Genomic DNA, 23288 nt, shown 5'->3' with positions numbered 1-23288 from the left:
GGTTTCCTTCTTCAGGGTGAGGTGCATGCGCTCATGGCGTCCGTTCTGCTGCGGGCAGCCCGGCTTGATGCGCTCGATGTCGATACCCAGGCGCAGCCACCAGACCGACAGTTTGCTGAGGTTGAACAGCGCGTTGGGGCTTGCGAAGGGAACGCCATTGTCAGTGCGGATGGCGCGGGGCAGACCGAACTCCTTGAAGGCGCTCTCGAACACGGTAAAGGCATAGGCTTCCTTGGTGGTCGACAGCGCCTCGCAGGCGATGAGATAGCGGCTGGCGAAGTCGGTGATCGTCAACCGATAGCAATAGCGCCGATCGGCGAGCATGAACTCGCCCTTATAGTCGGCACACCACAGCTCATTGGGTCGACAGCCGTTTGAAAGCGGTGTCCCCGTCGCTTTGTTGCGCCTTCGCTTGCGGTGCTCGACCAGGCCGTGCCGATCGAGCACCGCATGCACCGTCGAGATCGCAGGCCTATGCACATCGGGATACAGCCGGGCCAGCCGCTCGCGTATCTTCGGCGCGCCCCATGTCGGCTTGTCCTGCTTCAGGCGCACAATCAGCTTCTCGATTTGAAACGGAAGCTGATTGGCATGGCGATAGGGCCGGCGCGACCGGTCGGTCAGCCCCTCCAGGCCACTGCGAAGCAGTCAGGCCGCCCTGAGCTCCTTCAAAGCCTTCTCGAAGGCGGACTTGATCGGTTTGGATACGTCCTCAACGGCTTTGGTCGTGACGGCTTGGAGTTCCTTGGCCTGTTCGACGGCCGTTTCAACCTGCTTGCGGACGAAGGCGGTCTGCAGTTCGACGAATTCGGAAGGCGACTTAACGGCAACTAGGGCTTCAAAGTGCGAGAAGGCGGCTTCAGTATTGGCGCGCAGAACGGCAATTGCCTTCAGCGACACATCGCTGCCAACGGCTTTGGCGGTTTCGAAGCTCGACTCGAGAGCCTTCTGGGCGTCTTCAGAGCCCGCCTTGAATTTGGCAAGAACTTCTTTTGACTGTTCGACGCCCTTTTCAGCGGCAGCGCGGAACTCGGCCGTAGCCTTGGACGGATCGAAGGTCGGCAAGGCGGTGCCTTCGACGGCATCAGAGGTTTTTTCAGCGCTCGACATGGTTTCCATCCTTCAGTGGGCAGCCCCCAAAACGCCTCGTTAATTTATGAAACCGACTCTACCCGATAGCAACATTTTTGTGCGCTGCACCATGAATTTCTTCCCGTGCGGTAACCAAGCGCTGAAGGCAGGGCGGCGCCTACGATCGCTGGCTGCTGCTCGCTGGCATGGGCGTCTTTTTTGAACCTGACGCGGCGCTCGTCGTAGAACATCCACATCGTCGACGAGACGGCCCGCCGTGTTCGGCCGCCAGTAGCTATGCCCATGTACCTCTCGCGCTTCAACTATACGGCCGAGACCTGGGCGCGGATGATCAAAAACCCCGAGGATCGACGCAAGGCCACCCGTTCATACATCGAGTCGGTGGGCGGAAAGCTGCACGGGTTCTGGTACGCCTTCGGAGAGCACGGTGGCTGGAATCTGTGGGAGGCCAGATAAACGTGTCGATGACGCGTCTGTCGTGCTTGCCATCGGTGCGGGAGGAGCGCTCAGCTCTTACGAGACCACCGTCCTGCTAGATGTCAAAGAGACATTGGAACCCCTGGGAAGGCGAAGTCGATTCGGTATCGCCCGCCGGGATCGTCAGGCCGCCTTCTCATGTTTCCAGAATCATGTTTCCAGAAAGTGCGTCTGGATGACGACCTCTGGCAGCCAAACCCCATCCGCGGTAACATGAGGCAGAGGGACATTCACCAACCCCAGCAAGGGAGGTCCGTCATGAAAGTCAAAGACGCAATGCATAGGGGTGTCGACTGGGTCAGCCCCGAAACCGCTGTCACCGAACTGGCGAAAATGATGCGAGCCCAGGATATTGGGTCGATTCCCATCGGAGAGAACGACCGGCTGATCGGAATGGTGACCGACCGCGACATCGTCTGCAAAGGACTGGCGGAGGATGGTTTCGACAGCCGCACCGCGACGGCGCGCGATGTCATGACGGCCGGCATTCACTGTTGCCGCGAAGACGACGATCTGGCCAAGGCCGTGCGGCACATGGAGGAACTGAAAATCCGCAGGTTGCCGGTGATCAACAAGAACATGCGGATGGTTGGCATCCTCAGCGTCGGCGACGTCAGTCAGTCGGCGCCTAGGGAACTGGTGTCCGAATACGTCAAGAGCGTTTCCGCCCATCACCACTGAATGGCGGCTCGCTCGTGCTCTCGAGCGAAGGCCTCAACGTGCCGCCGCGCTGGCCACAGCGCGGCGGCAGAAATGTCCGGTCGTCGAGCCCGCCGGCTTCGCCCACGCGATCATATATTAGCGAATTAACGAATCGTAGACCGCGCTGTCCTATTCTGGGACAGCGCGGAGACTACCCATCGGCCGCGCAGGCGGCTCCGGCTTTCAGGCAACCCTACCCCTAGCCGGAGCCGCCACTTTGTACATACCAGTAAAGGTTGAATCAACCCTTACCAAGCACCGTTAATGGTGCATTCCGCCGATCATTAGATTTCGAAGTATCGACCGACCGAGCAGTATTCGTAACGCCAGCGAAGTCGTCATCCGGTTTGGTTTGCCACGCTCGGCCACGATTTGCTTCCGCCTCCAGCGGTGAACCCGCTTGGAGGATTCGTCGGTCATATTAGCAATCAACGATATATTAACAGCTAAGGCGCAACCTTTCCGGATCGGGGACGAGACCCGTCCCCTGATCGACGATCCGGCACTTCATGTGCCGAGACGTTCGACCGATGCGGAGCAAAACGCATGAGCGTCGAAACAGCGCTGGCGCAGCTATTGCGCATGCTTCACCGTCGAGCCTTGAATTTGGCAACCTTGCCAGACGATGAAAGAGACCCGCACTACGACCGCATCCGCCGCTCATGCTGCGGAGCGGCCGAACATATCGGCCAGAGCCCCGACAATGCAGCCATCACGGCCAACAGCATGGTCGAATTCACCCGGGCCATGGTCGGCATCATCGAGGCAAGGCGCGGGTAAGCCGGCGGCGAAGAAGAGCCGGTTGGGCTCTGATGACCCTTCGCAGGGTGGCGGTCGGATCCAGCCAGCGTGCCCAACACCTTTGCCTTACAGGCGGGAAGGAAGGATGACCTGCCCGCCGGCTGGCCTCGCCATTATCTCGTCCATGGCGCCATTACAGCAATTTTTCCCAAGACCTCGAACCCGCCACGCTGCAACGATTGTGGCGGCAATATTCCAGCGTCTTGTCGCAGCTCGCTCATCCCTTGGAGAAAAATCATGACGAGCACAATCTCCTCGTTTCTCGCGGCTCTCGGGTCTGACGGTCCTCCAGCAGACCGAGCCAAAGACATGGACCTGTATGGGTGGCTGGTCGGAAGCTGGGAAATGGACTCGCTCCACCATCTCGACGACGGCACAATCCGGAAATGGGATGGAGAATGCCATTTTGGCTGGGTGCTCGAAGGCCGCGCGATTCAGGACATCTGGATCAGGCCCAAGCGCCCTGCGCCGTCAACCATGTATGGCACGACTTTGCGCGTCTTCGATCCTGGGATCGGTGGCTGGCACATCATCTGGAGTGATCCGCTCAATCAGGATTACTCGCGCCAGATCGGGCGAGCCGAGGGCAAGGACATCGTCCAGATCGGCGATGACTCGCGCGGTCTGCAAACGCGATGGCGGTTCACCGAGATCACCGCCGACAGCTTCCATTGGATCGGCGAGGAAAGATCTGCCAAGAGCGACCCTTGGCAAGTGACGTATGAACATTTCGCCCGGCGGATCAATTCCTGAGCTGGTCGGCTGTGAGTCTGCTGGAACGGCCCAAATAGCGAGGGCGCGGTCGGGACCGCGCCCTCGTCAAATCGTATTGTGGCCGAGGCTTGGCGTCAGCTCTAACGCCTGAACCCTACTCCGCCTCATACCCGGCGATGCCCTTGATCTCGAGGAAATCCTCCAGCCCGTATTCGGCGTATTCGCGGCCGTTGCCGGACTGCTTGTAGCCGCCGAAGGGCAGGCCGGCGTCCCAGGTCGGATAGTTGATGTAGACATTGCCGGAGCGCATGCGGGCAGCGGCCTGGCGTGCCTTCTCGATGTCCTTGGCCTGGATATAGGAGGCAAGGCCGAAGACGGTGTCGTTGGCCTGCTCGATCGCCTGCTCGACCGTGTCGTAAGGCATGATCGACAACACCGGCCCAAAAATCTCTTCCTTCGCGATGCGCATGTCGTGCGTCACGTTGGCGAAGACGGTCGGCCGGACATAATAGCCCCGGTTGAGCTCGGCCGGGCGGCCTGGGCCGCCGGCGACCAGCGTGGCGCCCTCCTCGATGCCGCTCTGGATCAAACCTTGAATCTTGTCGAACTGCAGCTGGCCGACCACCGGGCCGAGTTTCGATCCGGGCGCATCGGCCGGGCCGACGGTGAATTTTTCCGCCGCCGTCCTGGCGTAGCCGGCAGCCTCGTCATGACGGTCGCGCGGCACGAACATGCGGGTCGGTGCGTTGCAGGACTGGCCACTGTTGCCGAAGCAGCCCGCGACGCCCTTGGCGACCGCCTTTGCGAGGTCGACATCCGGGAACAGGATGTTGGCCGACTTGCCGCCGAGTTCCTGGTGCACACGTTTGACCGTATCGGCCGCGGCCTTGGCGACCAGGATGCCGGCCCGCGTCGAGCCGGTGAAGGACATCATGTCGACATCTGGGTGGCTGGCCAAAGCCTGGCCGACGGTCGGACCGTCGCCATTGACGAGGTTGAAGACGCCCTTCGGCACGCCGGCCTCGTCGAAGATCTCGGCGAAGATGATAGCGTCAAGCGGCGCGATCTCCGACGGCTTCAACACCATGGTGCAGCCGGCGGCGAGAGCAGGACCGACCTTGCAGGTGATCTGGTTGAGCGGCCAGTTCCACGGCGTGATCAGGCCGACGACGCCGATCGGCTCCTTGACGATGAGCGAGGAGCCTTTCACGTGGCGGAACTGAAAAGTCTTCAGCACCTCGGCCATCTTTTCCAGATGCGCCTGGCCGACGCCGACCTGGCTGTCCAGCGCCATCTGGCGCGGCGCGCCCATCTCGCGCGAAACGGCGAGCGCAAGGTCCTTGCTGCGCTTCTTATAGATTTCGATGACGCGGTTGAGGATATCGAGACGCTCCTCGACTTCAGTGAAGCCGAATGTGGCGAAGGCGCGCTTGGCGGCGGCCACCGCCTTGTCGACATCGGCTTTGCTGCCCAGCGAGATCTGCGCGAAGACGTCCTCATTCGATGGATCGATGACATCGAAATTGTTGGGCACCACCGGATCGACCCAGGCGCCGTCGATATAGAACTGCAGATTGTGCGACATGCTTTCGCTCCCTGTGGGCCACCCGGCTTCGATTGTGGTGAGGCGATCGTCGTATATCGCCAGAGATAACGATGCGGCAACCGCCCTGTCAAACGCAAGCGGATGTGTGTGTTGAATTCCCGATGCATACCGCTCAAAACTGTGCAGCGGTTTCGGGAAAACGACATCCATCAAGACAGGACTTAAAGCGCGGCGCCTGAATCCGTTTCAGGCAGCGCGATCTAAGGCGCCAACCTCTTGCTCAAATAGACGGTTGTCCCGTTCATGAACGGCTCTTCGCGGTCGATCGCGTAGCCATGTTTGCGATAGAGCCGCACATTGGCTTCGAAGGCGCCGTTGGTCAGCAGCCTGAGCTCCCGACAGCCGGTGCTTCGATAGCCTTGAGCTCGGTCCTGTCGAGCAACAGCTGTCCAATACCCCTGCCCTGCACTTCCGGCGCCACGGCGACATTCTCGATCCAGATATGATCGTCATGCGCCATGGTCTCGATCAGGCCGACGATGCGGCCGTCCTCGATGGCGAGCTCGAACCGGTGCTCATTCAGCGCCTTGTTGTAGTCGGCGCGCATCGGCAGGGGCTCGCGGCCGATCACCGGCACCCATTTGGCATAGGCCGCGCGCACGATGGCCTTGATGGCGGCGGAATCCGCCGGCGCGGCCGGCCGAAACTCGATGGAAGAAACGACGCTCATTCAGACACTCCAAAATGCAAAAAACCCGCCGATCGTTGCGATGGGCGGGCTGGGATGGACGAGCCGGGTGACTTGCTAGCCGGCCCTTGTCTTCACGCAATCAGCTTGCCGCTCCTTCGAACGGCGGCGTCGCTGCGGATTTGCGAAAAAGGCGGCCATGGCGCGAAGCTGGACCGGGAACCGAGACGCTGTCAAGCCGGTCGCGTCGACACGACAGCCGTATCGCCCCGCCTCGGCAATCCGATCGCCCATCCGATCGTTCGTAATAATCGATCATTATAACTCGAATAATTCGTTGGAAAGATCGGTTCTGGAATGGCATTTCCCCGGTACAGTTACCTGGAGAATTCGATTGTCTTTTCTGCCCGTCGCCGCGAACGATCTTCCAAACAGCCTGAATTCGGCCAATTCAGGAAGCAAGAGCCCGATCTGGGCCGGCATCATGCCGGGAATCGTACTGGTGGCGATGATCACCAGCGTGGCCTATTCGGCGCGCAACCTCTCCGGCCTCACGCTGTTCAGTCCGATGATCCTCGCCGTCGTCACCGGCATGATCTATTCCAACGTTCTCGGCACGCCAGCCCATGCCAAGGCCGGCATTGCGTTGGCGCAGCGCCGGCTGCTGCGCTTCGCAATCGTGCTGCTAGGCTTCCAGCTCACGCTCGGCCAGGTGGCCGGCATCGGACTCGGCGGCGTCGGCATCGTCGCAGCAACGCTCGGCGCCACCTTCCTGTTCACCGTCACGCTGGGCCGGCTGATCGGCGTCGACGCCAAGCTCGCGCAACTGATCGCGGCCGGCACCTCGATCTGCGGCGCTTCGGCCATCGTCGCCACCAACATCGTCACCGATGCGCGCGACGAGGACGTCACCTACGCCGTCGCCGCGATCACCCTGTTCGGCACTGTCGCCATGCTCGGCTTCCCGCTGCTGACGCCGTTCTTCGGCCTCAACCAGCACGCGTTCGGCCTGTGGGCAGGCGCCTCGATCCATGAGGTGGCGCAAGTGATCGGCGCCGGCTTCCAGAACGGCACGCTAGCCGGCGAAACGGCGACCGTCGCCAAGCTGACGCGCGTCGCCATGCTGGCGCCGATGGTTATCGCGCTCGGCCTGATGGCGCGCCGCGGCAGCGATGACGCGTCCCCCGCAAAGCCGCCCATGCCGTGGTTCGTGCTCGCCTTCGTCGCGGTCGTGGCGCTGAACAGCTCGGTGGCGATCCCGGCGCAAGTCCATTCGGCGATCGCTTTGGCCGCGCAGGTCATGCTGACCATGGGGCTCGCCGCCATGGGCCTTCAGGCCGACATTTCGGAGTTGCGCTCGCGCGGCCTGCGCCCGCTGATGCTGGCCTTCTCGGCTTTTCTGTTTATCGCCTGCTTCAGCCTGGTGCTAGTGAAGTTCGCCTAATCCTCGAAAGAACTCGCCGCCACATAGATCGCGGCGAGCTTCTCGATGCCGGCCTGGTCTTCCTTGTCGAAGCGGCCAGGCAGCGGGCTGTCGAGGTCGAGCACGCCGAACACGCCGTCGGCATCGCGCAACAACACGACCAGTTCCGAGCGCGAGTCGGCATCGCAGGCGATGTGGCCGGGAAAATCGTGCACGTCCTTGATCAGCATCGACATGCCGAGATCGACCGCCGTGCCGCAGACGCCTTTGCCCACCGCGATGCGCACGCAGGCCGGCTTGCCCTGGAAGGGGCCGAGCACCAGCTCGTCGTCGGACTGCAGAAAATAGAAGCCCGCCCAGTTGAGGTCGGGCACCATCTGGTAGATCAGCGCCGAGGTGTTGGCGGCGTTGGCGATGGAATCGCCCTCGCCCTCCAGCAGGGCTTTCAATTGCGTGGCCAACTCATTGTAAAAGGCCGGCTTATTGCTCGTGTCGATGGCGGTTGCCGCAAACATGCTGGTCGTTTCTCCGTTGCAAGGGCGCTGACGCGCCCGCTACAGTCCCGCCCTCTCTGCCACCAAAGCCGCCGTCGGGAAACAGCCTATCGTGACTTCCAGCCATGCCAAGACGGTCGAGGCCAGAACGATCCGGATCGCCGCCGCCGTGATCCGGGATGACAGCGGCAAGCTGCTTCTGGTGCGCAAGCGTGGCACCAGCACCTTCATGCAGGCCGGCGGCAAGATCGAGCCGGGCGAGGTGCCCGCCGCCGCTCTTGCGCGCGAATTGCGGGAGGAATTGGGCATCGTCGTCGATCCGGCGACGGCCTTCCCCCTCGGCTCGTTTTCGGCGCCCGCCGCCAACGAACCGGATGCCCGCGTCGAGGCCGAGCTTTTCGAATTGTCGATCGCCGGCGAACCGATCCCGGCGGCCGAAATCGAGGAGATGATCTGGCTGAACCCGGAGCTGGCGCGCGGCATCGAGCTCGCGCCGCTCACCGCCGACATCGTGCTGCCGCGCTACTGGCGCGAGCCATGACTGCGCGGAACCAGGCAAAACCGTCGGTGGGCGAAGCTCCCCTCACCTTTGCGGTGCTGGTCTTTGCCGGCTTTCCGATGATGGCGTTTTCCTCCATCATCGAGCCGCTGCGCGCCGCCAATATCCTAGCCAAGCGCGAATGCTACCGCTGGATGATCGTCGGCGCGGATCCCGGCACGGTCGAGGCCTCCAACGGCGTCGTCATCCAGCCCGGTTTTTCGGCCGCCGATGCCCCGAAGGCCGACCGCATCGTCGTCTGTTCCGGCGGCGACGCCGACCATGTCGTGGCCGACGAGGCGATGAGCTGGATCCGCAAGAGCCTGCGCGGCGGCGCGCATATCGGTGCCGTGGCGGATGCGGCGTTCTTCCTCGCCCGTGCCGGCCTGCTCGACGGCCATGCCTGCACCTTGCACTGGACCAGCCAGGCCGCCTTCACCGAGGCTTTTCCGGAGATCGAGCTCAGGCGCGATCTCTTCGTCATCGACCGCAAGCGTTTTACGTCCGCCGGCGGCGTCGGCAGCCTCGACATGATGCTGGAGATCATCACACGCGACTACGGCGCCGAGCTTGCGGCGGGTGTCGCCGAATGGTTCGTGCACTCTCCCTTGCGCTCGAGCGTCGACCGCAAGCTGATGCCGCTGCGCCTGCGCACCGGCGTGCAGAACGAGCTGGTGCTATCGGCCATCGCCATCATGGAGGACGCTGTCGAGGAACGGCTCGGCATGGCGGAACTCGCCGCAAGGCTCGGCGTGTCGCCCGACAAGCTCGAGCGCAATTTCCGCGCCGAATTGGATATCTCGCCCAATGGTTATTACCGGCGCCTCAGGCTGAAGCGCGCCGCCGACCTCCTGGCGCATTCGACGCTGATGGTTCGCGATGTGGCTTTAGCCTGCGGGTTTGCTTCGATGTCGAGCTTTGCCCGGGCGTTTCGGGAAGAGCACGGGCATGCGCCGAAGGCGATGCGAAGGCACTAGGTGACTTTTTTCAATATGCCGAGTTCCCTCACACCCTCCAGAGGGGGGTGCTGTCCCGCCAGCGTTGTAGTCGGATGAAACCGCACTGCGCGGCACTCAGCACAACATCTGCGGAATTCCGCACAAGCTCCGGATCCTGCCCGGCTATGTTCGCGGGAAAAGGAGGCCGCCATGAGCATCGTCGTATTCGACCCCGACAGCATCGAGGATGTGGACTTCAAGGACCGCATGCGCCATCCGGCCGCGGCTGATCCCGCCGGCGGCATGTGGTTGTCCGACACCGAGCCGTCCTTCATCGATGCCGACGCGCTGCGCAAGGGGCGGCTGGCAAAACTGCGCGGCTGGATGCGAGAGGCGGGCTATGGCGGCGTCGTGCTGTTCGATCCCTACAACCAGCGCTACGCCACCGGCTCGCGCAACATGTTCGGCTATTTCCTGCGCAACTCGACCCGCTATTTCTTCATTCCGACCGACGGGCCGATCGTGCTGTTCGAATATCCGCAGAGTTACCATGTCTCGATGGTACTCGACACGATCGACGAGGCGCGGCCGTCGAAGCTGGTGTGGTCATCGGTCTCCGGCCGCGACGACGAGACCGCCGGGCCATTCGCCGACGAGATCACCGAGCTGTTGAAGAAGCATGGCGGCGGCTCGATGAAGCTCGGGCTCGACCGCTGCAGCCACCTGCAGGCGCTGGCGTTGGAAAAGCGCGGCTGCGAGGTGAAGGATTGCCAGGGCGAGATCCTCGCCGTGCGCGCGGTGAAGACGCCCGAAGAGGTGAAATGCTTGCAGGTCTCGATGGCCGGCGCCGAGGCGGCGGTCGCAGCGGTGCGCGAGGCGATCAAGCCCGGCGTTTCCGAAAACGAGCTCTTCGCCATCATGTATGGCGAGGTGATCCGCCAGGGCGGCGAATTCATCGAGACCCGGCTGCTCACCTCCGGACAGCGCACCAACCCGTGGTTCAACGAGGCGAGCGGGCGCAAGATCAGGCCGGGCGAGTTGGTCGCGCTCGATACCGACACGATCGGCTGCTACGGCTACTATTCCGATTTCTCGCGCACCTTTCGCTGCGGCCCAGGCAGGCCGACGCCCTACCAGAAGTCGCTGTACCGCATGGCGCACGACCAGGTGCAGCACAACATCGGGATCGTGAAGCCCGGCATGGCTTTTCGCGAGATCGCCGAGAAGGCCTGGAATATCCCGGATCGCTTCGTCGACCAGCGCTACACCTCGGTCATGCACGGCGTCGGCATGCATGGCGAGACACCATTACATCGCGCACGCGATGGACTATGAGACCTATGGCCGGGACGGCATCATCGTGCCCGGCATGGTGGTCAGCGTCGAAAGCTATATCGGCGAGAAGGGCGGGCGCGAGGGCGTCAAGCTGGAGGACGAGATCCTGATCACCGAGACCGGCACCGAGCTGCTCTCGCGCTTCCCTTACGAAGACGAATTTCTTGACAAGTAGCGCCGACGCACAGACAGCACATCCGCATGAAGACGCCCATTTCCATCCGGCGCGGTACGGTGGCCGCGGTGTTCATCGATCTCCAGGAGGAGCATCGCAAGGACAAGCGCTATCTGGTCGAAGGGTTTGGCGACATCCTCGCCAACGTCCAGCGGCTGCAGGAGGCGGCACGGCGCAATTTCGTGCCGCTCTACCATTGGGCCTATATCGTCGATCTCGCCGAGGCGCGCCCATTCCATCCGGTTGATGAGAGCGGCAAGTCGGCCTTCTCCGACAAGGACGACCCGCTGACGGCGATCTGCCATGAGGTGGCGCCGCAAGATAGCGAAGCCATGCTGATCAAGCAGGAGGCGAGCGCCTTCGGCAAGAACGACTTCGCCGAGAAGCTCAAGGCATCCGGCACCGAATGGCTGGTGATTGCCGGCGTGTGGACCGAAGCCTGCATCGACGCCACGGTGAAGGACGCGGTGGCGCGCGGTTTTCGCGTTCTCCTGGTCAAGGACGCCTGCGGCAGCGCAAGCGCCGCCATGCACCAGACCGGCATCCTCAACCTCGCCAACCGGCTCTACGGCGGCGCCGTCACCAACACGCTCGACGCCTGCCGGCTGATGGCCGGCGACACGGTGAGCGTTTGGCAGGTCGAAGGCTCGGTGCCGCTGCGCTTCACCTTCGAGAATGCGGCGCGGCTCTACGCCGAGCTCTGACGGCGGTGGGCGGTGACCTCTCCGATCCGAGCAGCCGCGGCAAATATGCCGCCCGGCTCGAGCCGGAGCTCTGGGACTATATCGACAGGGTCAACAGCTGGTATCCGCAGGAGATCGTGGCCGCCCCCATCGCCGAGCAGCGCGCGGTCTACAATCAAATGTGCGTGGCGTTCCATCAGGGCCGCCCGGAAGGCGTGACCACAAGCGATGGCCTCATCGCCACGACGGCGCATCCGATCCCGGTACGGCGCTACCGCTTGGCGAACAAAGCGGCAGCGGCGATCGTCCTCTACTACCACGGCGGCGGCTTCGTGCTCGGCGACCTCGACAGCCATGACGACATCTGCGCCGAGATCTGCGCCGGCACCGGCTTCGAAGTGGTCTCGGCCGACTATCGCCTTGCGCCGGAGCACCTGCATCCCGCTTCCTTCGACGACGCGCTGGCGGTGTTCGAGTGGGTCGCGGCGACCGGCGCATTGCCGATCGTGCTTTGCGGCGAAAGCGCCGGCGGCAATCTTGCCGCGGCGGTGGCGCAGGCGACGCGGCAGTATGCCCGGCGCGCCGTCGGCCAGATGCTGATCTATCCCGGGCTCGGTGGCGACGAGACCGGCCGCTCCTATGTCGAGCATGCCGAAGCGCCGCTGCTCACGCTCGCCGATATCGACTTCTACCGCCGCATCCGCTCTGCGCCCGGCCAGTCGGCGGATGACCCGACCTTTTCGCCACTGCGGGACCGCGATTTCTCGGGCCTGCCGCCCACGGTCATCGTCACCGCCGAATGCGACCCGCTTTCCTCCGACGGCGAGGCCTACCGCGACCGCATCCTCGCCGCCGGAGGCCGCGCCTGGTGGCGCGAGGAGCCGCGGTTGGTGCACAGTTTTCTACGCGCCCGCCCGACCGTGCCGCGCGCGGCGGAGGCATTTCAGCGGATTATCACGGATATTGGCGCGCTGGGCGCCGGCGATGGAGCGCTGATCTCCCCCCAAGTGGGGGAGATGGCCGGCCAGAGGGGGGCGCGAAGGATCGCGACCTTTAAGGATCTGATCGCTTCGAAATCTGCCTGAGAGGGTAGCTCCAACCCGTTGAGGCGCTGGCGGGACAGCGCCCCCCTCTGTCCTGCCGGACATCTCCCCCACAAGGGGGAGATTGGCTGTGTCTACCCCCTGCGGAACAGCGCACAAGAACTGCGGAAAACCAAACATTTCGCTGCGGAAAGCAGCCCTATCATCGCTTAGCAGGCAACGGCGCCCCGGCGGTCGTCTCCACCCCCGCGTCTGACGGCAACCGGGGCGCCCGTTGGGTTTTCGTGCACGTCGTTGCCGCCAAAAACCGCCGTACGGGCGATATGCACCAACAACAGAGGGAACGACGATGAAATTCATGCTGACCGACAGGAAACTGCACCCGCAAGCCAAGCCGACCGCCGACGATTTCAGAAAAGGCGCGATCAACCGGCGCGAATACCTTGCGCTTATGGCCGGCTTGGGCGTCAGCGCCGCCGGCGCCCTGGCGCTGGGCGGGCTTAGCCCCTCGCCTGCTCGCGCGGAAGAGCCGAAAAAGGGCGGTACACTTCGCGTGGCGATGAACGTGAAGGGCTTCAAGGACCCACGCACCTTCGACGGCGTCGAGATGTCGAATGTCGCGCGCCACTGCAACGAATATCTGGTGCGCTGGAAAACCGACTTCACCTTCGAGCCGTGGCTGCTCGAGAGCTGGGAGACCAGCGACGACGCCAAGACGATCACGCTCAATGTGCGCAAGGGCATCGCCTGGTCGAACGGCGATACCTTCAATGCCGACGACGTGATCCACAATCTCAACCGCTGGTGCGATGCCTCGGTCGCCGGCAACTCGGTCGCGGCGCGCATGGGCGCGCTGGGGAACGCCGACACCAAGAAGCCGATCGACGGCGGCATCCAGAAAGATACTCGGTCGCGGCGCGCATGGGCGCGCTGGTGAACGCCGACACCAAGAAGCCGATCGACGGCGGCATCCAGAAAGTCGACGACTACACCGTCAAGATAAACCTGCCCAAGCCCGACATCTCGCTGATCGCCGGCATGGCCGACTATCCGGCGCTGATCATGCACCGCTCCTATGAGGGCGATGCGGATCCGAAGAAGGCCTTGGCCATCACAACCGGCCCTTGCGAGCTGGTGAGTTGGGACGCCGAGACCGGTGCTGAGGTGAAGCGCAAGGACAAGCCCTGGTGGAAGGGCGACTTCTATCTCGACGGCATCAAATGGGTCGACTACGGCTCCGATCCCAACGCCATGCTGTCGGCCTTCGAATCCGGCGAGATCGACACCGACCACGAGACGGCTTCCGACGCGGTGTCGCAGACCGACCAGATGGGCTTGCAGAACTCCGAGATCGCCACCGGCTCGACCATCGTCGCACGCTTCAATGTCGGCAACGCCCCCTATGAGGACGTCAAGGTGCGCCGCGCCGCCCAGCTTGCCGTAGACAATGCGGCGGTGCTGAAGCTTGGCCTCGACGGCAGGGGCAAGCCGGCCGACAACCACCATGTCGGCCCCATGCACCCGGAATTCGCCGATATCGGCCCGGCCAAGCGCGATGTCGAGGCGGCGAAGAAGCTGCTCTCCGAAGCCGGCAAGGCCGACCACGAATATGAGCTGATCTCGGTCGACGTCGAATGGCAGAAGACCACCGCCGACGCGATCGCCGCGCAGATCCGCGAAGCCGGCCTCAAGATCAAGCGCACGGTGCTGCCGGCCGCGACCTTCTGGAACGACTGGAGCAAGTTCCCCTACTCCTGCACCGAATGGCTGGGCCGTCCGCTCGGCGTCCAGGTGTTGGCCCTCGCCTACAAATCGGGCGCGGCCTGGAACGAAAGCGCCTATTCGAACAAGGAGTTCGACGAGCTTCTCGACAAGGCGCTGGCAACGCCCGACGCCAACCAGCGCAAGGAGATCATGGCCAAGATCGAGCAGAACCTGCGCGACTCCGGCGTCATCATCCAGCCCTATTGGCGCTCGGTCTACCGCACCTACCGCAAAGGCGTGCATGGCTGCGAGCAGCACCAGGCGCTCGAGCAGCATTTCGAAAAGGTCTGGCTGGAGTCCTGATCCTCCCGGGACCGAGACGGTCGGAGTGGCTCGGCAGAGCCGCGCCGGCCGTCTCGGCATGTTGCGCCCAATCTGGTTAAGATCGGTTGAGGCCCTGCCCGATTGCCGCCGGCGACCGGGCGACCGACATCCGCTCGATGATCGTCGTCGGCAGCACGATCCTTTCAGGCGGCCGGTCATCGCCTTTCAGGCGCCGTATCAGCAGCTCCGCCACGGATTTTCCGAGCGCATAGACCGGCTGGTCGATGACGGTGATGGGCGGCGTCGTCACGCTCGTCCAGTCGGCGTCGTGGAAGGTGATCAGCGATATGTCCCGCGGAATGCCAAGGCCGCATTCGCGGATCGCCTTGAACAGATCGAGCGCCACGACGCTGTCGGAGGCCAGGATCGCCGTCGGCCTATCGGCGCTCCGAAGCAGTTGCAGGAGCACGGCGTGCGCGCTCTCCGACCGCCCGCTGCCGAAATGGATGTTGCGCTCCGCTCCATCGATGCCGGCTTCGCGGCAGGCATCGAGGAAGCCCAGGATGCGCTCGCGCACGGTGGAGGTGTTTATCATCGACGCGGCGCCGCGAAAATCTCCGGACAGCACCGCGGCGGTGACGTAGGCGATCCTGCGGTGCCCGGCTTGCGTCAACATGCGCGTGGCGCGCAGCGCGGCATTGCGGTCATCGACCGTTACCGTGTCGACGTCGAGCTCCGGCAGCGCGCGGTCGAGCAGCGCCAACGGGCAGGCGATCTCCTTGAGATGGGCGATATCTCCAGACTGGGCGGGAGTCACGATCAGGCCGTCGACCTGCTTTGCCATCAGAACGCGGATCGCGCTCTTCTCCGCTTCGACCTCCTCGCCTGAATTGGCCAGGATGACGTTGATGCCTGACAGGCGCGCGACGTCGCTGATGCCGCGCACCGCGAGCGAGAAGAACGGGTTCTCGATGTCGCCGACGATGACGCCGATGCTGCCTGAACGACCGGTCGTCATGCTGCGCGCCAGCTCGTTCGGCCGATAGTCGAGCGCCTTCGCTGCTTCGAGCACCGCGGCGCGCACCGTCTTGCTCACCCGGCCGTAACCGCCCAGCACGCGCGCGGCGGTTGCCTTTGAAACCTTTGCTTCGCGGGCGACGTCGCTGACGGTGATGGAGGGAGCCTTGGGCGCGCGCTTCATTGTGGAAAAATCGCTTTTCAAATTCGTTGACGGATGGTCGTTCCCGTGCCTACAAATGTCAAGAGACCGGTCTCATTCACATTTGAGACCGGTCTCATAAGAAAAAGAACGCCCAGTGGCGTCGGATTCGAGGCCGTATCGAAATTGTTCGCTGCGTCCCCCGCACGGACCGATCTTCAGAGTGGAGAACAACCATGAGCATCAGAGGTCTTTTCACATCGAGCCGGCGGCAGCGCATCGGCTCTTTCGTCTTCGCGGTCGCGCTTGTCGCCCTGTCGCTGCCCAAAGCCTGGGCGGCGGACAATCCATATAACCTTATCGATCCCACGACGATCAGCGTCGGCACGATGGGCGACGCCAAGCCCTATGCCTTTACCACGGCCGACGGCAAGTTCACCGGCTTCGATCTCGAATTCTTCCTGAACGTGGTGGGCCGGATGGGCTTCAAGCCGGACCAGGTGACCTTCACCGGGCAGGAATTCTCGGCGCTGATGCCGTCGGTCGCCAACCAGCGCTTCGACGTCGCGGTCGCCGCTATCGGAACGACCGAGCAACGCAAGAAGGCGGTCGATTTCTCCGACGGCTATCTCGCCGGCTATCTGTCGGTGCTGACCTCCGACCCAAAGATCACCTCGCCCGAGGGTCTCGCCGGCAAGCGTCTCGGCGTCGTGCAGGGCACGCTGCAGGAGATCTATGCCACCAAGAACTTCAAGAACACCGACCTGGTGAAATTCCCGGACAACAACTCGGCAATAGCCGCGCTCAACAACGGCACGGTCGACGGTCACTTCCTCGACTACGAGGCGGCAAAACAATATGGCGAGCGCTATCCGGCCCTGAAGATCGCGATCAACATCCCGTCCTTCGATGCTCCCGCGGGCTTCGTCCTGCGCAAGGGCAACGACGCCTTCCGCGAAGCACTCAACAAGGGCATTCACGACGCCATGCAGGACGGCACATGGCGCGACCTCTACCAGAAATGGTTCCCCGGATCGCCGATGCCGGAGCAATATCTGCCCAAGAAGAACTGACCTGCGTAGTGCCGCCGGCGCGAATGCCGGCGGCCCCCAGGCAGGCCGTGAGAGATCGCGCGGGCGGCGGTTGCGCCGCCGGGCAAGGCAGGTTGGCGGATGGATTGGTTAGAAAACCTTCAGCGAAGCTTCTTCGACTGGGACGCGATGGCATCGGTGCTGCCGGCGCTGCTTGCCGTCGGGTTGAAGAACACCCTTATCCTCGCCGCGGCATCGACGGTGCTCGGCATCCTTATCGGCATGGTGCTCGCCGTGATGGGCATCTCGCGCTCCGCGTGGCTGCGCATCCCCGCACGCATCTACACCGACATCTTTCGCGGGCTGCCGGCGATCCTCACCATTCTTCTGATCGGGCAAGGCTTCGCGCGCATCGGCCGCGAGATATTCGGACCCTCGCCCTACCCGCTCGGCATCGTGGCGCTCAGCCTGATTGCCGGCGCCTATATCGGCGAGATTTTTCGCTCCGGCATCCAAAGTGTCGAGAGCGGCCAGATGGAAGCCTGCCGCGCGCTCAGCATGAGCTACGGGCAGGGCATGCGGCTGATCGTGATCCCGCAGGGCGTGCGCCGCGTGCTCCCTGCCCTGGTCAACCAGTTCATCGGCAACGTCAAGGATTCCAGCCTCGTCTACTTCCTCGGCCTGCTGGCCTCGGAGCGCGAGATTTTCCGCATCGGTCAAGACCAGGCGGTGGTGACCGGCAATCTGTCGCCGTTGCTTCTGGCCGGCATGTTCTACCTCATCATCACCGTGCCGCTGACCCATGTGGTCAATCACATCGACAACCGCCTGCGCCTCGGCAAGCAGAAGCCAGGCGGGGTCGTCAGCGGCCTCGTCGAGGTCGGAGAATTGAAGGATACGACGGGCAAGGCCACGCCCACCACGGCACGGCCCGCCATCAAGGCCGGCAGCCTCGAAGTGCGCGATCTCGACATGGCCTATGGCGAGTTGCAGGTGCTGAGAAAGATCCGGCTCAAGGTCGAGCCCGGCACCGTCACCTGCGTCATCGGTCCGTCCGGCTCCGGAAAATCGACGCTGCTGCGCTGCCTCAACCGGCTGGTCGAACCCAAGGCCGGCGACGTGCTGCTCGACGGCGAGAGCATCCTGGCGATCAAACCCGAGACGCTGCGCCGGCGTGTCGGCATGGTGTTCCAGCATTTCAACCTGTTCCCGAACCATACGGCGATCGAGAACGTCATGCTGGCGCTGACCAAGATCAAAGGCATGGCGGGCAGTAAAGCTCGGCGCCTTGCCGAAGCGCGCCTCGCGGAAGTGGGCTTAGCCGCGCGCGCGGACTACCGGCCCAGCCGCCTTTCGGGTGGTCAGCAGCAGCGCGTGGCGATCGCGCGCGCGCTTGCGATGGACCCTGAGGTCATCCTCTTCGACGAGGTGACGAGCGCGCTCGACCCCGAACTCGTCAAGGGCGTCCTCAATCTGATGGCCGATCTCGGCCGGCGCGGCATGACGATGATTGTCGTCACCCATGAGATGGGCTTTGCCCGCAAGGTGGCCGACCAGGTCGCCTTCATGGACGAGGGCCGCATCGTCGAGGTCGGCCCTCCGGCGGAGATCTTCGACAGACCGAAGAGCCCCCGGCTCAAGCAATTCCTCGCCGAGGTGCTGTGAACGATTCTTGTCGCGCCGGCCGGGCTCGGCGCGTCCCCCGAAAACCCAACTGTCCGATTATCGAAAGCTGCATTCATGACTGATAAATCCGCCCTCAAGGTCGTCGTCATCGGCGGCGGCATCTTCGGCGTCTCCACGGCCGTCCATCTCGCCAGGCTTGGCGCGGAAACGACCATCGTTACGGACGGCAGGATCGCCAACGGCGCATCGTCGCGCTCGCTTGCCTGGCTCAATTCGGCGCGAAAGCGCTCGGCAGCGTATCACCGCCTCCGCGTGCAGGGCCTCGAGCGCTACAGAGCATTTGCGGCAAAACACGACTGCGGCACCTGGCTGCGCTTTGATGGCGGGCTCACCTGGGATGCCGACGATGCCGCCAACCAGATCAGGGAAATCTTCCGCCACGAACAGTCGATCGGCTATGAGACGCGACTGCTCGCGCCGGACGACATCGCCGCGGTCACGCCGGGCGTCGACGCAAAGGCCGTTTCGCCTCAAGGCGCCATCTTCAATGCCGGCGAAGGCTGGGTCGACCTGCCGTCGCTCATCGGCCTGCTGCTCAGCGAGTTCCGCGATCGCGGCGGCCGTATTCTCACCGACACCGGCTCCACCGACGTCACGCTCGCCAATGGCCGCGTCAGCGGCGTGAAGACCGCTTCCGGCCAAGTGGTCGATGCCGATGCCGTTGTGGTCGCGACGGGCCCGGCGGTGCCGGGCATGGCGGCGAAGGTCGGCAGGCGTATCGGCGACGGTACGACGCGCGCGCTGCTCGTCTTCAGCAAACCGGTCCCGCATCCGCTGCGCGCCGTGCTGAACACGCCGCGCGTCGCTATCAGGCCCACTCCGAACGGCGCCTTCGCGCTCGACTCCGCGTGGTCCGAAGACGAAGTCATCGTACACGACGACGGTACCTACGAAGCCAAGCCGTCCACGATCGCAGGCCTGCTCGAGGAAGGCTCCAGAGTGCTCGAGGGCAACCCGACGCTTGTCTTGGAGAGCCATCACATGGGGCCGAAGCCAATTCCGGCCGACGGCGAGCCGGTGATCGGACAGTTGACCGGCATTCCCGGCTATCACGTCGTCTTCAGCCACAGCGGCGCGACGCTTGGCCTCGTCGCGGGCGAACTGCTGGCCGGCGAGATCGTCAGCGGCACGCCCAGTCCGTTGCTCGAGCCGTTTCGCCCCTCGCGGTTCGACGCTGGCGCGAAATTGTCGACGAGCCGATGAACGGCGAGCCGGACCTCTATGCGCTGACCGCTGCCTGCAGCACTACGCCAAGGGCGTCGCGCATGCGACATTGCGCGAGTTCGCGGCGGCCGCGCGCGAGCGGGAACGCTTCCACCGGCACATCGAGAGCATTCCGCCTGAGCGCCGCTTCCTCAGCAACCCGACGCGGGCCTCGCTCGCGGTCGGCGCCGCGCTCCTCGATGGCGAACTCGCCTATCACCGGGGCCGGCACGACGAGGCTTACGATCACCTGCGGCGCGCGGTCGAGCTCGACGACAATCTCTCCTACACCGAGCCCTGGGCCTGGATGCATCCGCCGCGCCATGCGCTGGCAGCCCTCCTGCTCGACCAGGGTCACGCAGCGGAGGCCGAGCAGGTCTATCGCGACGATCTGGGCTTGAGCGGCGCCGTGCGGCGCTGCGCCCAGCACCCGGACAATGTCTGGGCGCTGCACGGGCTGGTCGAATGCCTGAAGCGGCGCGGCGAGAGCGACGAACTGCCGGGGTTCCAGAACAAACTCGCCGCAGCGCTTGCCAAGGCGGATGTGCCGATCACCTCGTCCTGCCTATGCCGGACGAGCGTGCGGGCGGGGCATGACTGCTGCCATTGAGGCACGGCCGCCCTCATCCAAGGCAGCGGCCGCGTCATTCGCTACGAGAATATCAGAAATGTGGGCAGCCCCGAAAAGAGCAGTGCCAACCCGACGCAAAGGCCGATGTTACGCGTAATCACACCGAAAGTGGTGTTGAACACCCTGCCGATCTCGAATCTGCCGGGTTGTCCCAGTGCCGCAGTGGTCATGATATTTTCCCCCTAGTCACCGCGCATCCAATCGGTGACTTCAAAGTAAATTTGCCAAGATTGTCGGGCCACGTCCAGTGCACTTGCAATTGTGTTGGCATATTGCCAGTGTCGGCGCCGAACCGCAGGTTGCAGGGGGAACGCGCGGGTGACAGTCGCACAGCCGGGCACGGCCGATGCCGAATGGCTGGCCAGGATGCACAAGCAGCTGCTGGCGGATGATTCTATCCAGTTTGACCTGCCGGGGCTGGTGCGGCCGGAGCCGCCTGAGTGGCTGAAGCCTTTGCTGGAAGCCCTGGCGAAGATCGGCCCTTACATGATCTATCTGTTCTGGGGCGCGGTGATCATCGGCGTCGCGATCATCGTGTTCCTGCTTGCTCTTGAAGCAAAGGGTGTCGCCTGGCGGCTGCCATGGCGGCGCGCGCGCAAGGAGGACGAGACGAAGGAAGAATGGCGCCCGGATGCCGGTGCGGCGCAGATCCTGCTCTCCGAAGCCGATGCGCTCGCCGCGCGCGGCGAGTACGACGAGGCGGTGCATCTCCTGCTTCGCCGCAGCGTCGCCGACATCGCCACCCGCCTGCCCGATTTCCTGCGCCCCTCGCTGACCGCGCGCGACATCGCCGCCGCGAGTTCCATCCCTTCCCGCCCCCGCACAGCCTTCAGTGAGATCGCGCGCATCGTGGAGGCAGCGCTGTTTGCCCGCCGTCCGGTCGGCGCCGAGGGCTGGCAGCAGGCGCGCACTGCTTATGAGCGCTTCGCCTTCCGGGATGCCTGGGCATGAGCGCGGAGGCAGCCGAGGCAACGCAAGAACCATTCAGCCGCAGGACGTTGTTCTGGGGCATCTTTGCCAGCTTGCTGGCGGCCGCCGGATTCTTTCTCCTCTCGACCTACGCTCCGGATTTCCGCCAGCCCGAAGGCGGCGGCACGCCGCTCTCCAAGGGCGGCACCGGCTATGCCGGGCTTGTCGAGTGGCTGAAACTCACCAACCGGCAGGCGCCGCCCATGGCGCGCGGCGAGAAGGATCTGGAATCCCCTCTGGCGTCCACCTTCCTGTTGATCGTCACCATCGCGCCGGAAAGCGACCCAGCGGCGCTTCAGCGCGTCATCAAGCTGCGCTCGGGCAAGGACACGCTGTTCGTGCTGCCGAAATGGCAGACCATGCCGTTGCTGGGCCATGAAGGCTGGGAGACGAAGGTCGAGCGGTTGCCAAATACCGTCGTCAACGACTGGCTCGGTCGCCTCGCCAAGGCGAAGCTCGGCGAAGGCAAGCCGCCGGTCGATAAGATCGATGTCGAAGGGCGCAAGATCGCCGTGCCCGACGAGCTGCAGTGGGTGGCCGACGCTCACCCGCTGATCGCAGCGGGTGATCGTAAGGCTGTTCTTACCGAGCTCGACAACGAGCCGTTCTACATCCTGACCGATCCCGATCTCATCAACAACGCGGCGCTGAAGGATCCGCAAAAGGCGGCCGCGGCGCTCGACATGATTGCCATGCTGGAGCCCGCCAAGGGCGCGGTGATGTTCGACCTGACACTGCACGGCATCGGCCAGAATTACGATCTCGCCAAGCTCCTGGTCGAGCCGCCCTTCCTGGCGCTGACGCTGTCGGTGCTGACAGCGGCCGCACTTGCCTTCCTGCATGGCCTCGGCCGGTTCGGCCCACCTCGCGCAGAGGGGCGCGCCATCGCCTTCGGCAAGCGGGCGCTGGTCGACACCACGGCGATGCTCTTGAAGCGCGCCGGGCGGATCGAGGGCCTCGGTAATCGCTACGCGGCGCTGATGCGCCAGCGCGCCGCCGCATTGCTTGGCGCTCCGCATGGGCTGCAGGGCGAGGCGCTCGACCGTTGGCTGGATTCCCGCGACAGACAAGAAGCGCAAAGCTTCACCACGCGGTTCAAGGCTGCAAACGATTCCAACACATTGGCCGGAATGCATGAAGCAGCGGAAGAGCTGCATGACTGGACGGCAAGGAGGCTCGGTGAACGTCGATGAAGTGAAGGCCCTGGCAGGCGCGATCAGGGAAGAAGTGGCGAAAGCGATCACCGGTCAACGCGACACGATCGATCTGATGCTGACGGCGCTGTTCGCCGGCGGGCACATATTGCTCGAAGGCCCGCCGGGCACCGCCAAGACCATGACCGCGCGCTGCTTCGCGCAGGCGCTCGGCGTAGCCTATGGGCGTATCCAGTTCACGCCCGACCTGATGCCCGGCGACATCGTCGGCGCCAACATCTACAATTTCCAGACCGGGCAGTTCACGCTGACGCGCGGCCCGATCTTCTGCGACGTCCTGCTGGCCGACGAGATCAACCGCACACCGCCGAAGACGCAGGCAGCCCTTCTGGAAGCCATGCAGGAACACGCGGTCACCTTCGACGGCACCACCCATTCGCTGGGCAAGAACTTCATGGTGGTGGCGACGCAGAACCCGATCGAGCATCAGGGCGTCTATCCACTCCCTGAGGCACAGCTCGATCGTTTCCTGTTCAAGCACCGGGTGAGCTATCCGGACGCGCAGGAAGAGCGCGCCATCATCGTCCACCACGGCGGCGGCTCGGACTCGCACAATATCGAGCAGTACGGCATCAAGGCGCGAACCGGCCGCGCCACACTCGAGGCGGCGCTCGCCACGGTGGGCGACGTCACGCTGGTCGACGACGTCGTCGGCTATATCGCGGCGCTGGTGCGCGGCACGCGCGAGAGCCCGGACCTGGAGGTGGGTGCCAGTCCC

Annotated in this window: 20 protein-coding genes and 5 pseudogenes; 18 read left to right on the top strand and 7 right to left on the bottom strand. The window is 63.9% G+C overall.

What is annotated here, in order from left to right; translation table 11 throughout:
* Window positions 1-636 (bottom strand): annotated as a pseudogene (locus DH10_RS01615) (DDE-type integrase/transposase/recombinase); the annotation flags it as partial.
* Window positions 637-648: 12 nt separating this feature from the next.
* Window positions 649-1110 carry a phasin gene (locus tag DH10_RS01610; RefSeq protein ID WP_376774852.1) on the bottom strand — a complete coding sequence of 154 codons (462 nt, stop codon included), beginning with the start codon at window positions 1108-1110 and terminating at the stop codon, window positions 649-651.
* Between the two features lie 258 nt (window positions 1111-1368).
* Between DH10_RS01610 and DH10_RS01605 the strand changes: the two are divergent.
* The 4 genes and pseudogenes from DH10_RS01605 to DH10_RS01590 all read left to right on the top strand — a co-directional run.
* Window positions 1369-1692, top strand: a pseudogene (locus DH10_RS01605) (GYD domain-containing protein); the annotation flags it as partial.
* Window positions 1693-1827: 135 nt separating this feature from the next.
* The gene (locus tag DH10_RS01600) at window positions 1828-2250 is read left to right on the top strand and encodes a CBS domain-containing protein (protein ID WP_192247852.1); all 423 of its coding nucleotides are present in this window, start codon (window positions 1828-1830) and stop codon (window positions 2248-2250) included.
* 567 nt (window positions 2251-2817) lie between these two features.
* Window positions 2818-3051, top strand: a complete 234-nt coding sequence (locus DH10_RS01595) for a hypothetical protein (protein WP_192247619.1) — start codon at window positions 2818-2820, stop codon at window positions 3049-3051.
* Between the two features lie 258 nt (window positions 3052-3309).
* Entirely contained in the window at window positions 3310-3825 is a 516-nt protein-coding gene (locus DH10_RS01590; RefSeq protein ID WP_192247621.1) for a hypothetical protein, read from the top strand.
* A gap of 115 nt (window positions 3826-3940) precedes the next feature.
* Here DH10_RS01590 and DH10_RS01585 read toward each other — a convergent pair whose 3' ends face one another.
* Window positions 3941-5371 carry an aldehyde dehydrogenase family protein gene (locus tag DH10_RS01585; protein WP_192384102.1) on the bottom strand — a complete coding sequence of 477 codons (1431 nt, stop codon included), beginning with the start codon at window positions 5369-5371 and terminating at the stop codon, window positions 3941-3943.
* A 340-nt stretch (window positions 5372-5711) separates the two neighbouring features.
* On the bottom strand, window positions 5712-6062 hold the full coding sequence (locus DH10_RS01580; RefSeq protein ID WP_246506060.1) for a GNAT family N-acetyltransferase: 351 nt from the start codon (window positions 6060-6062) through the stop codon (window positions 5712-5714).
* 427 nt (window positions 6063-6489) lie between these two features.
* Between DH10_RS01580 and DH10_RS01575 the strand changes: the two genes are divergently transcribed.
* On the top strand, window positions 6490-7464 hold the full coding sequence (locus tag DH10_RS01575; protein WP_192247854.1) for a YeiH family protein: 975 nt from the start codon (window positions 6490-6492) through the stop codon (window positions 7462-7464).
* On the opposite strand, the gene DH10_RS01570 is transcribed toward DH10_RS01575, so the two are convergent.
* The gene (locus DH10_RS01570; RefSeq protein ID WP_192247625.1) at window positions 7461-7958 is read right to left on the bottom strand and encodes a GAF domain-containing protein; all 498 of its coding nucleotides are present in this window, start codon (window positions 7956-7958) and stop codon (window positions 7461-7463) included. The two genes, DH10_RS01575 and DH10_RS01570, sit on opposite strands and share 4 nt — an antisense overlap.
* A 91-nt stretch (window positions 7959-8049) precedes the next feature.
* On the opposite strand from DH10_RS01570, the gene DH10_RS01565 reads away from it, so the two are divergent.
* The 6 genes and pseudogenes from DH10_RS01565 to DH10_RS01540 all read left to right on the top strand — a co-directional run bounded on the left by DH10_RS01565 (window position 8050) and on the right by DH10_RS01540 (window position 14716).
* Window positions 8050-8478 carry an NUDIX domain-containing protein gene (locus tag DH10_RS01565; RefSeq protein ID WP_192384101.1) on the top strand — a complete coding sequence of 143 codons (429 nt, stop codon included), beginning with the start codon at window positions 8050-8052 and terminating at the stop codon, window positions 8476-8478.
* Complete coding sequence (locus DH10_RS01560) at window positions 8475-9452, top strand: GlxA family transcriptional regulator (protein ID WP_192247629.1); 978 nt, start codon at window positions 8475-8477, stop codon at window positions 9450-9452. Before DH10_RS01565 ends, DH10_RS01560 begins: the two co-directional genes overlap by 4 nt.
* 171 nt (window positions 9453-9623) lie before the next feature.
* Window positions 9624-10923, top strand: a pseudogene (locus DH10_RS01555) (M24 family metallopeptidase).
* Between the two features lie 26 nt (window positions 10924-10949).
* Entirely contained in the window at window positions 10950-11627 is a 678-nt protein-coding gene (locus DH10_RS01550) for an isochorismatase family protein (protein WP_192247633.1), read from the top strand.
* Between the two features lie 5 nt (window positions 11628-11632).
* Window positions 11633-12691, top strand: a complete 1059-nt coding sequence (locus DH10_RS01545; RefSeq protein ID WP_343221448.1) for an alpha/beta hydrolase — start codon at window positions 11633-11635, stop codon at window positions 12689-12691.
* Window positions 12692-12998: 307 nt separating this feature from the next.
* A pseudogene (locus tag DH10_RS01540) lies at window positions 12999-14716 on the top strand (ABC transporter substrate-binding protein).
* A gap of 76 nt (window positions 14717-14792) precedes the next feature.
* Here the strand turns inward: DH10_RS01540 and DH10_RS01535 are convergent.
* Window positions 14793-15878, bottom strand: a complete 1086-nt coding sequence (locus tag DH10_RS01535) for a LacI family DNA-binding transcriptional regulator (protein ID WP_192247639.1) — start codon at window positions 15876-15878, stop codon at window positions 14793-14795.
* 194 nt (window positions 15879-16072) lie between these two features.
* Here DH10_RS01535 and DH10_RS01530 point away from each other — a divergent pair, with 194 nt between their 5' ends.
* From DH10_RS01530 to DH10_RS01515, 4 genes and pseudogenes are all read left to right on the top strand, one after another.
* The gene (locus tag DH10_RS01530) at window positions 16073-16909 is read left to right on the top strand and encodes an ABC transporter substrate-binding protein (protein WP_192384100.1); all 837 of its coding nucleotides are present in this window, start codon (window positions 16073-16075) and stop codon (window positions 16907-16909) included.
* Between the two features lie 99 nt (window positions 16910-17008).
* Window positions 17009-18532 carry an amino acid ABC transporter permease/ATP-binding protein gene (locus DH10_RS37525; RefSeq protein WP_192247641.1) on the top strand — a complete coding sequence of 508 codons (1524 nt, stop codon included), beginning with the start codon at window positions 17009-17011 and terminating at the stop codon, window positions 18530-18532.
* Window positions 18533-18607: 75 nt separating this feature from the next.
* Window positions 18608-19756 (top strand): NAD(P)/FAD-dependent oxidoreductase, encoded by a 1149-nt coding sequence (locus DH10_RS01520; protein WP_192247643.1) that lies wholly within the window; start codon window positions 18608-18610, stop codon window positions 19754-19756.
* Window positions 19726-20366, top strand: a pseudogene (locus tag DH10_RS01515) (hypothetical protein); the annotation flags it as partial. The gene DH10_RS01520 and the pseudogene DH10_RS01515, both read left to right, overlap by 31 nt.
* Window positions 20367-20407: 41 nt before the next feature.
* Here DH10_RS01515 and DH10_RS01510 read toward each other — a convergent pair.
* Window positions 20408-20557: a hypothetical protein gene (locus tag DH10_RS01510; protein ID WP_192384104.1), complete on the bottom strand. Its 150-nt coding sequence runs from the start codon at window positions 20555-20557 to the stop codon at window positions 20408-20410.
* A 148-nt stretch (window positions 20558-20705) separates the two neighbouring features.
* Between DH10_RS01510 and DH10_RS01505 the strand changes: the two genes are divergently transcribed.
* From DH10_RS01505 to DH10_RS01495, 3 genes are all read left to right on the top strand, one after another.
* On the top strand, window positions 20706-21338 hold the full coding sequence (locus DH10_RS01505; protein WP_192247647.1) for a DUF4129 domain-containing protein: 633 nt from the start codon (window positions 20706-20708) through the stop codon (window positions 21336-21338).
* Entirely contained in the window at window positions 21335-22549 is a 1215-nt protein-coding gene (locus DH10_RS01500) for a DUF4350 domain-containing protein (RefSeq protein ID WP_192247650.1), read from the top strand. The genes DH10_RS01505 and DH10_RS01500 overlap by 4 nt, the downstream gene beginning before the upstream one ends.
* Window positions 22536-23288, top strand: a 753-nt coding sequence (locus DH10_RS01495) for an AAA family ATPase (RefSeq protein WP_192384099.1), incomplete at its 3' end; no start/stop codon positions are given. The genes DH10_RS01500 and DH10_RS01495, both read left to right, overlap by 14 nt.

It is taken from the genome of Mesorhizobium silamurunense (genome assembly GCF_014843825.1).
Taxonomy (GTDB): Bacteria; Pseudomonadota; Alphaproteobacteria; order Rhizobiales; family Rhizobiaceae; genus Mesorhizobium; species Mesorhizobium silamurunense.
The sequence above is the reverse complement of the archived record's forward strand: the minus strand, read 5'-3'. Positions and strand labels throughout refer to the sequence as shown.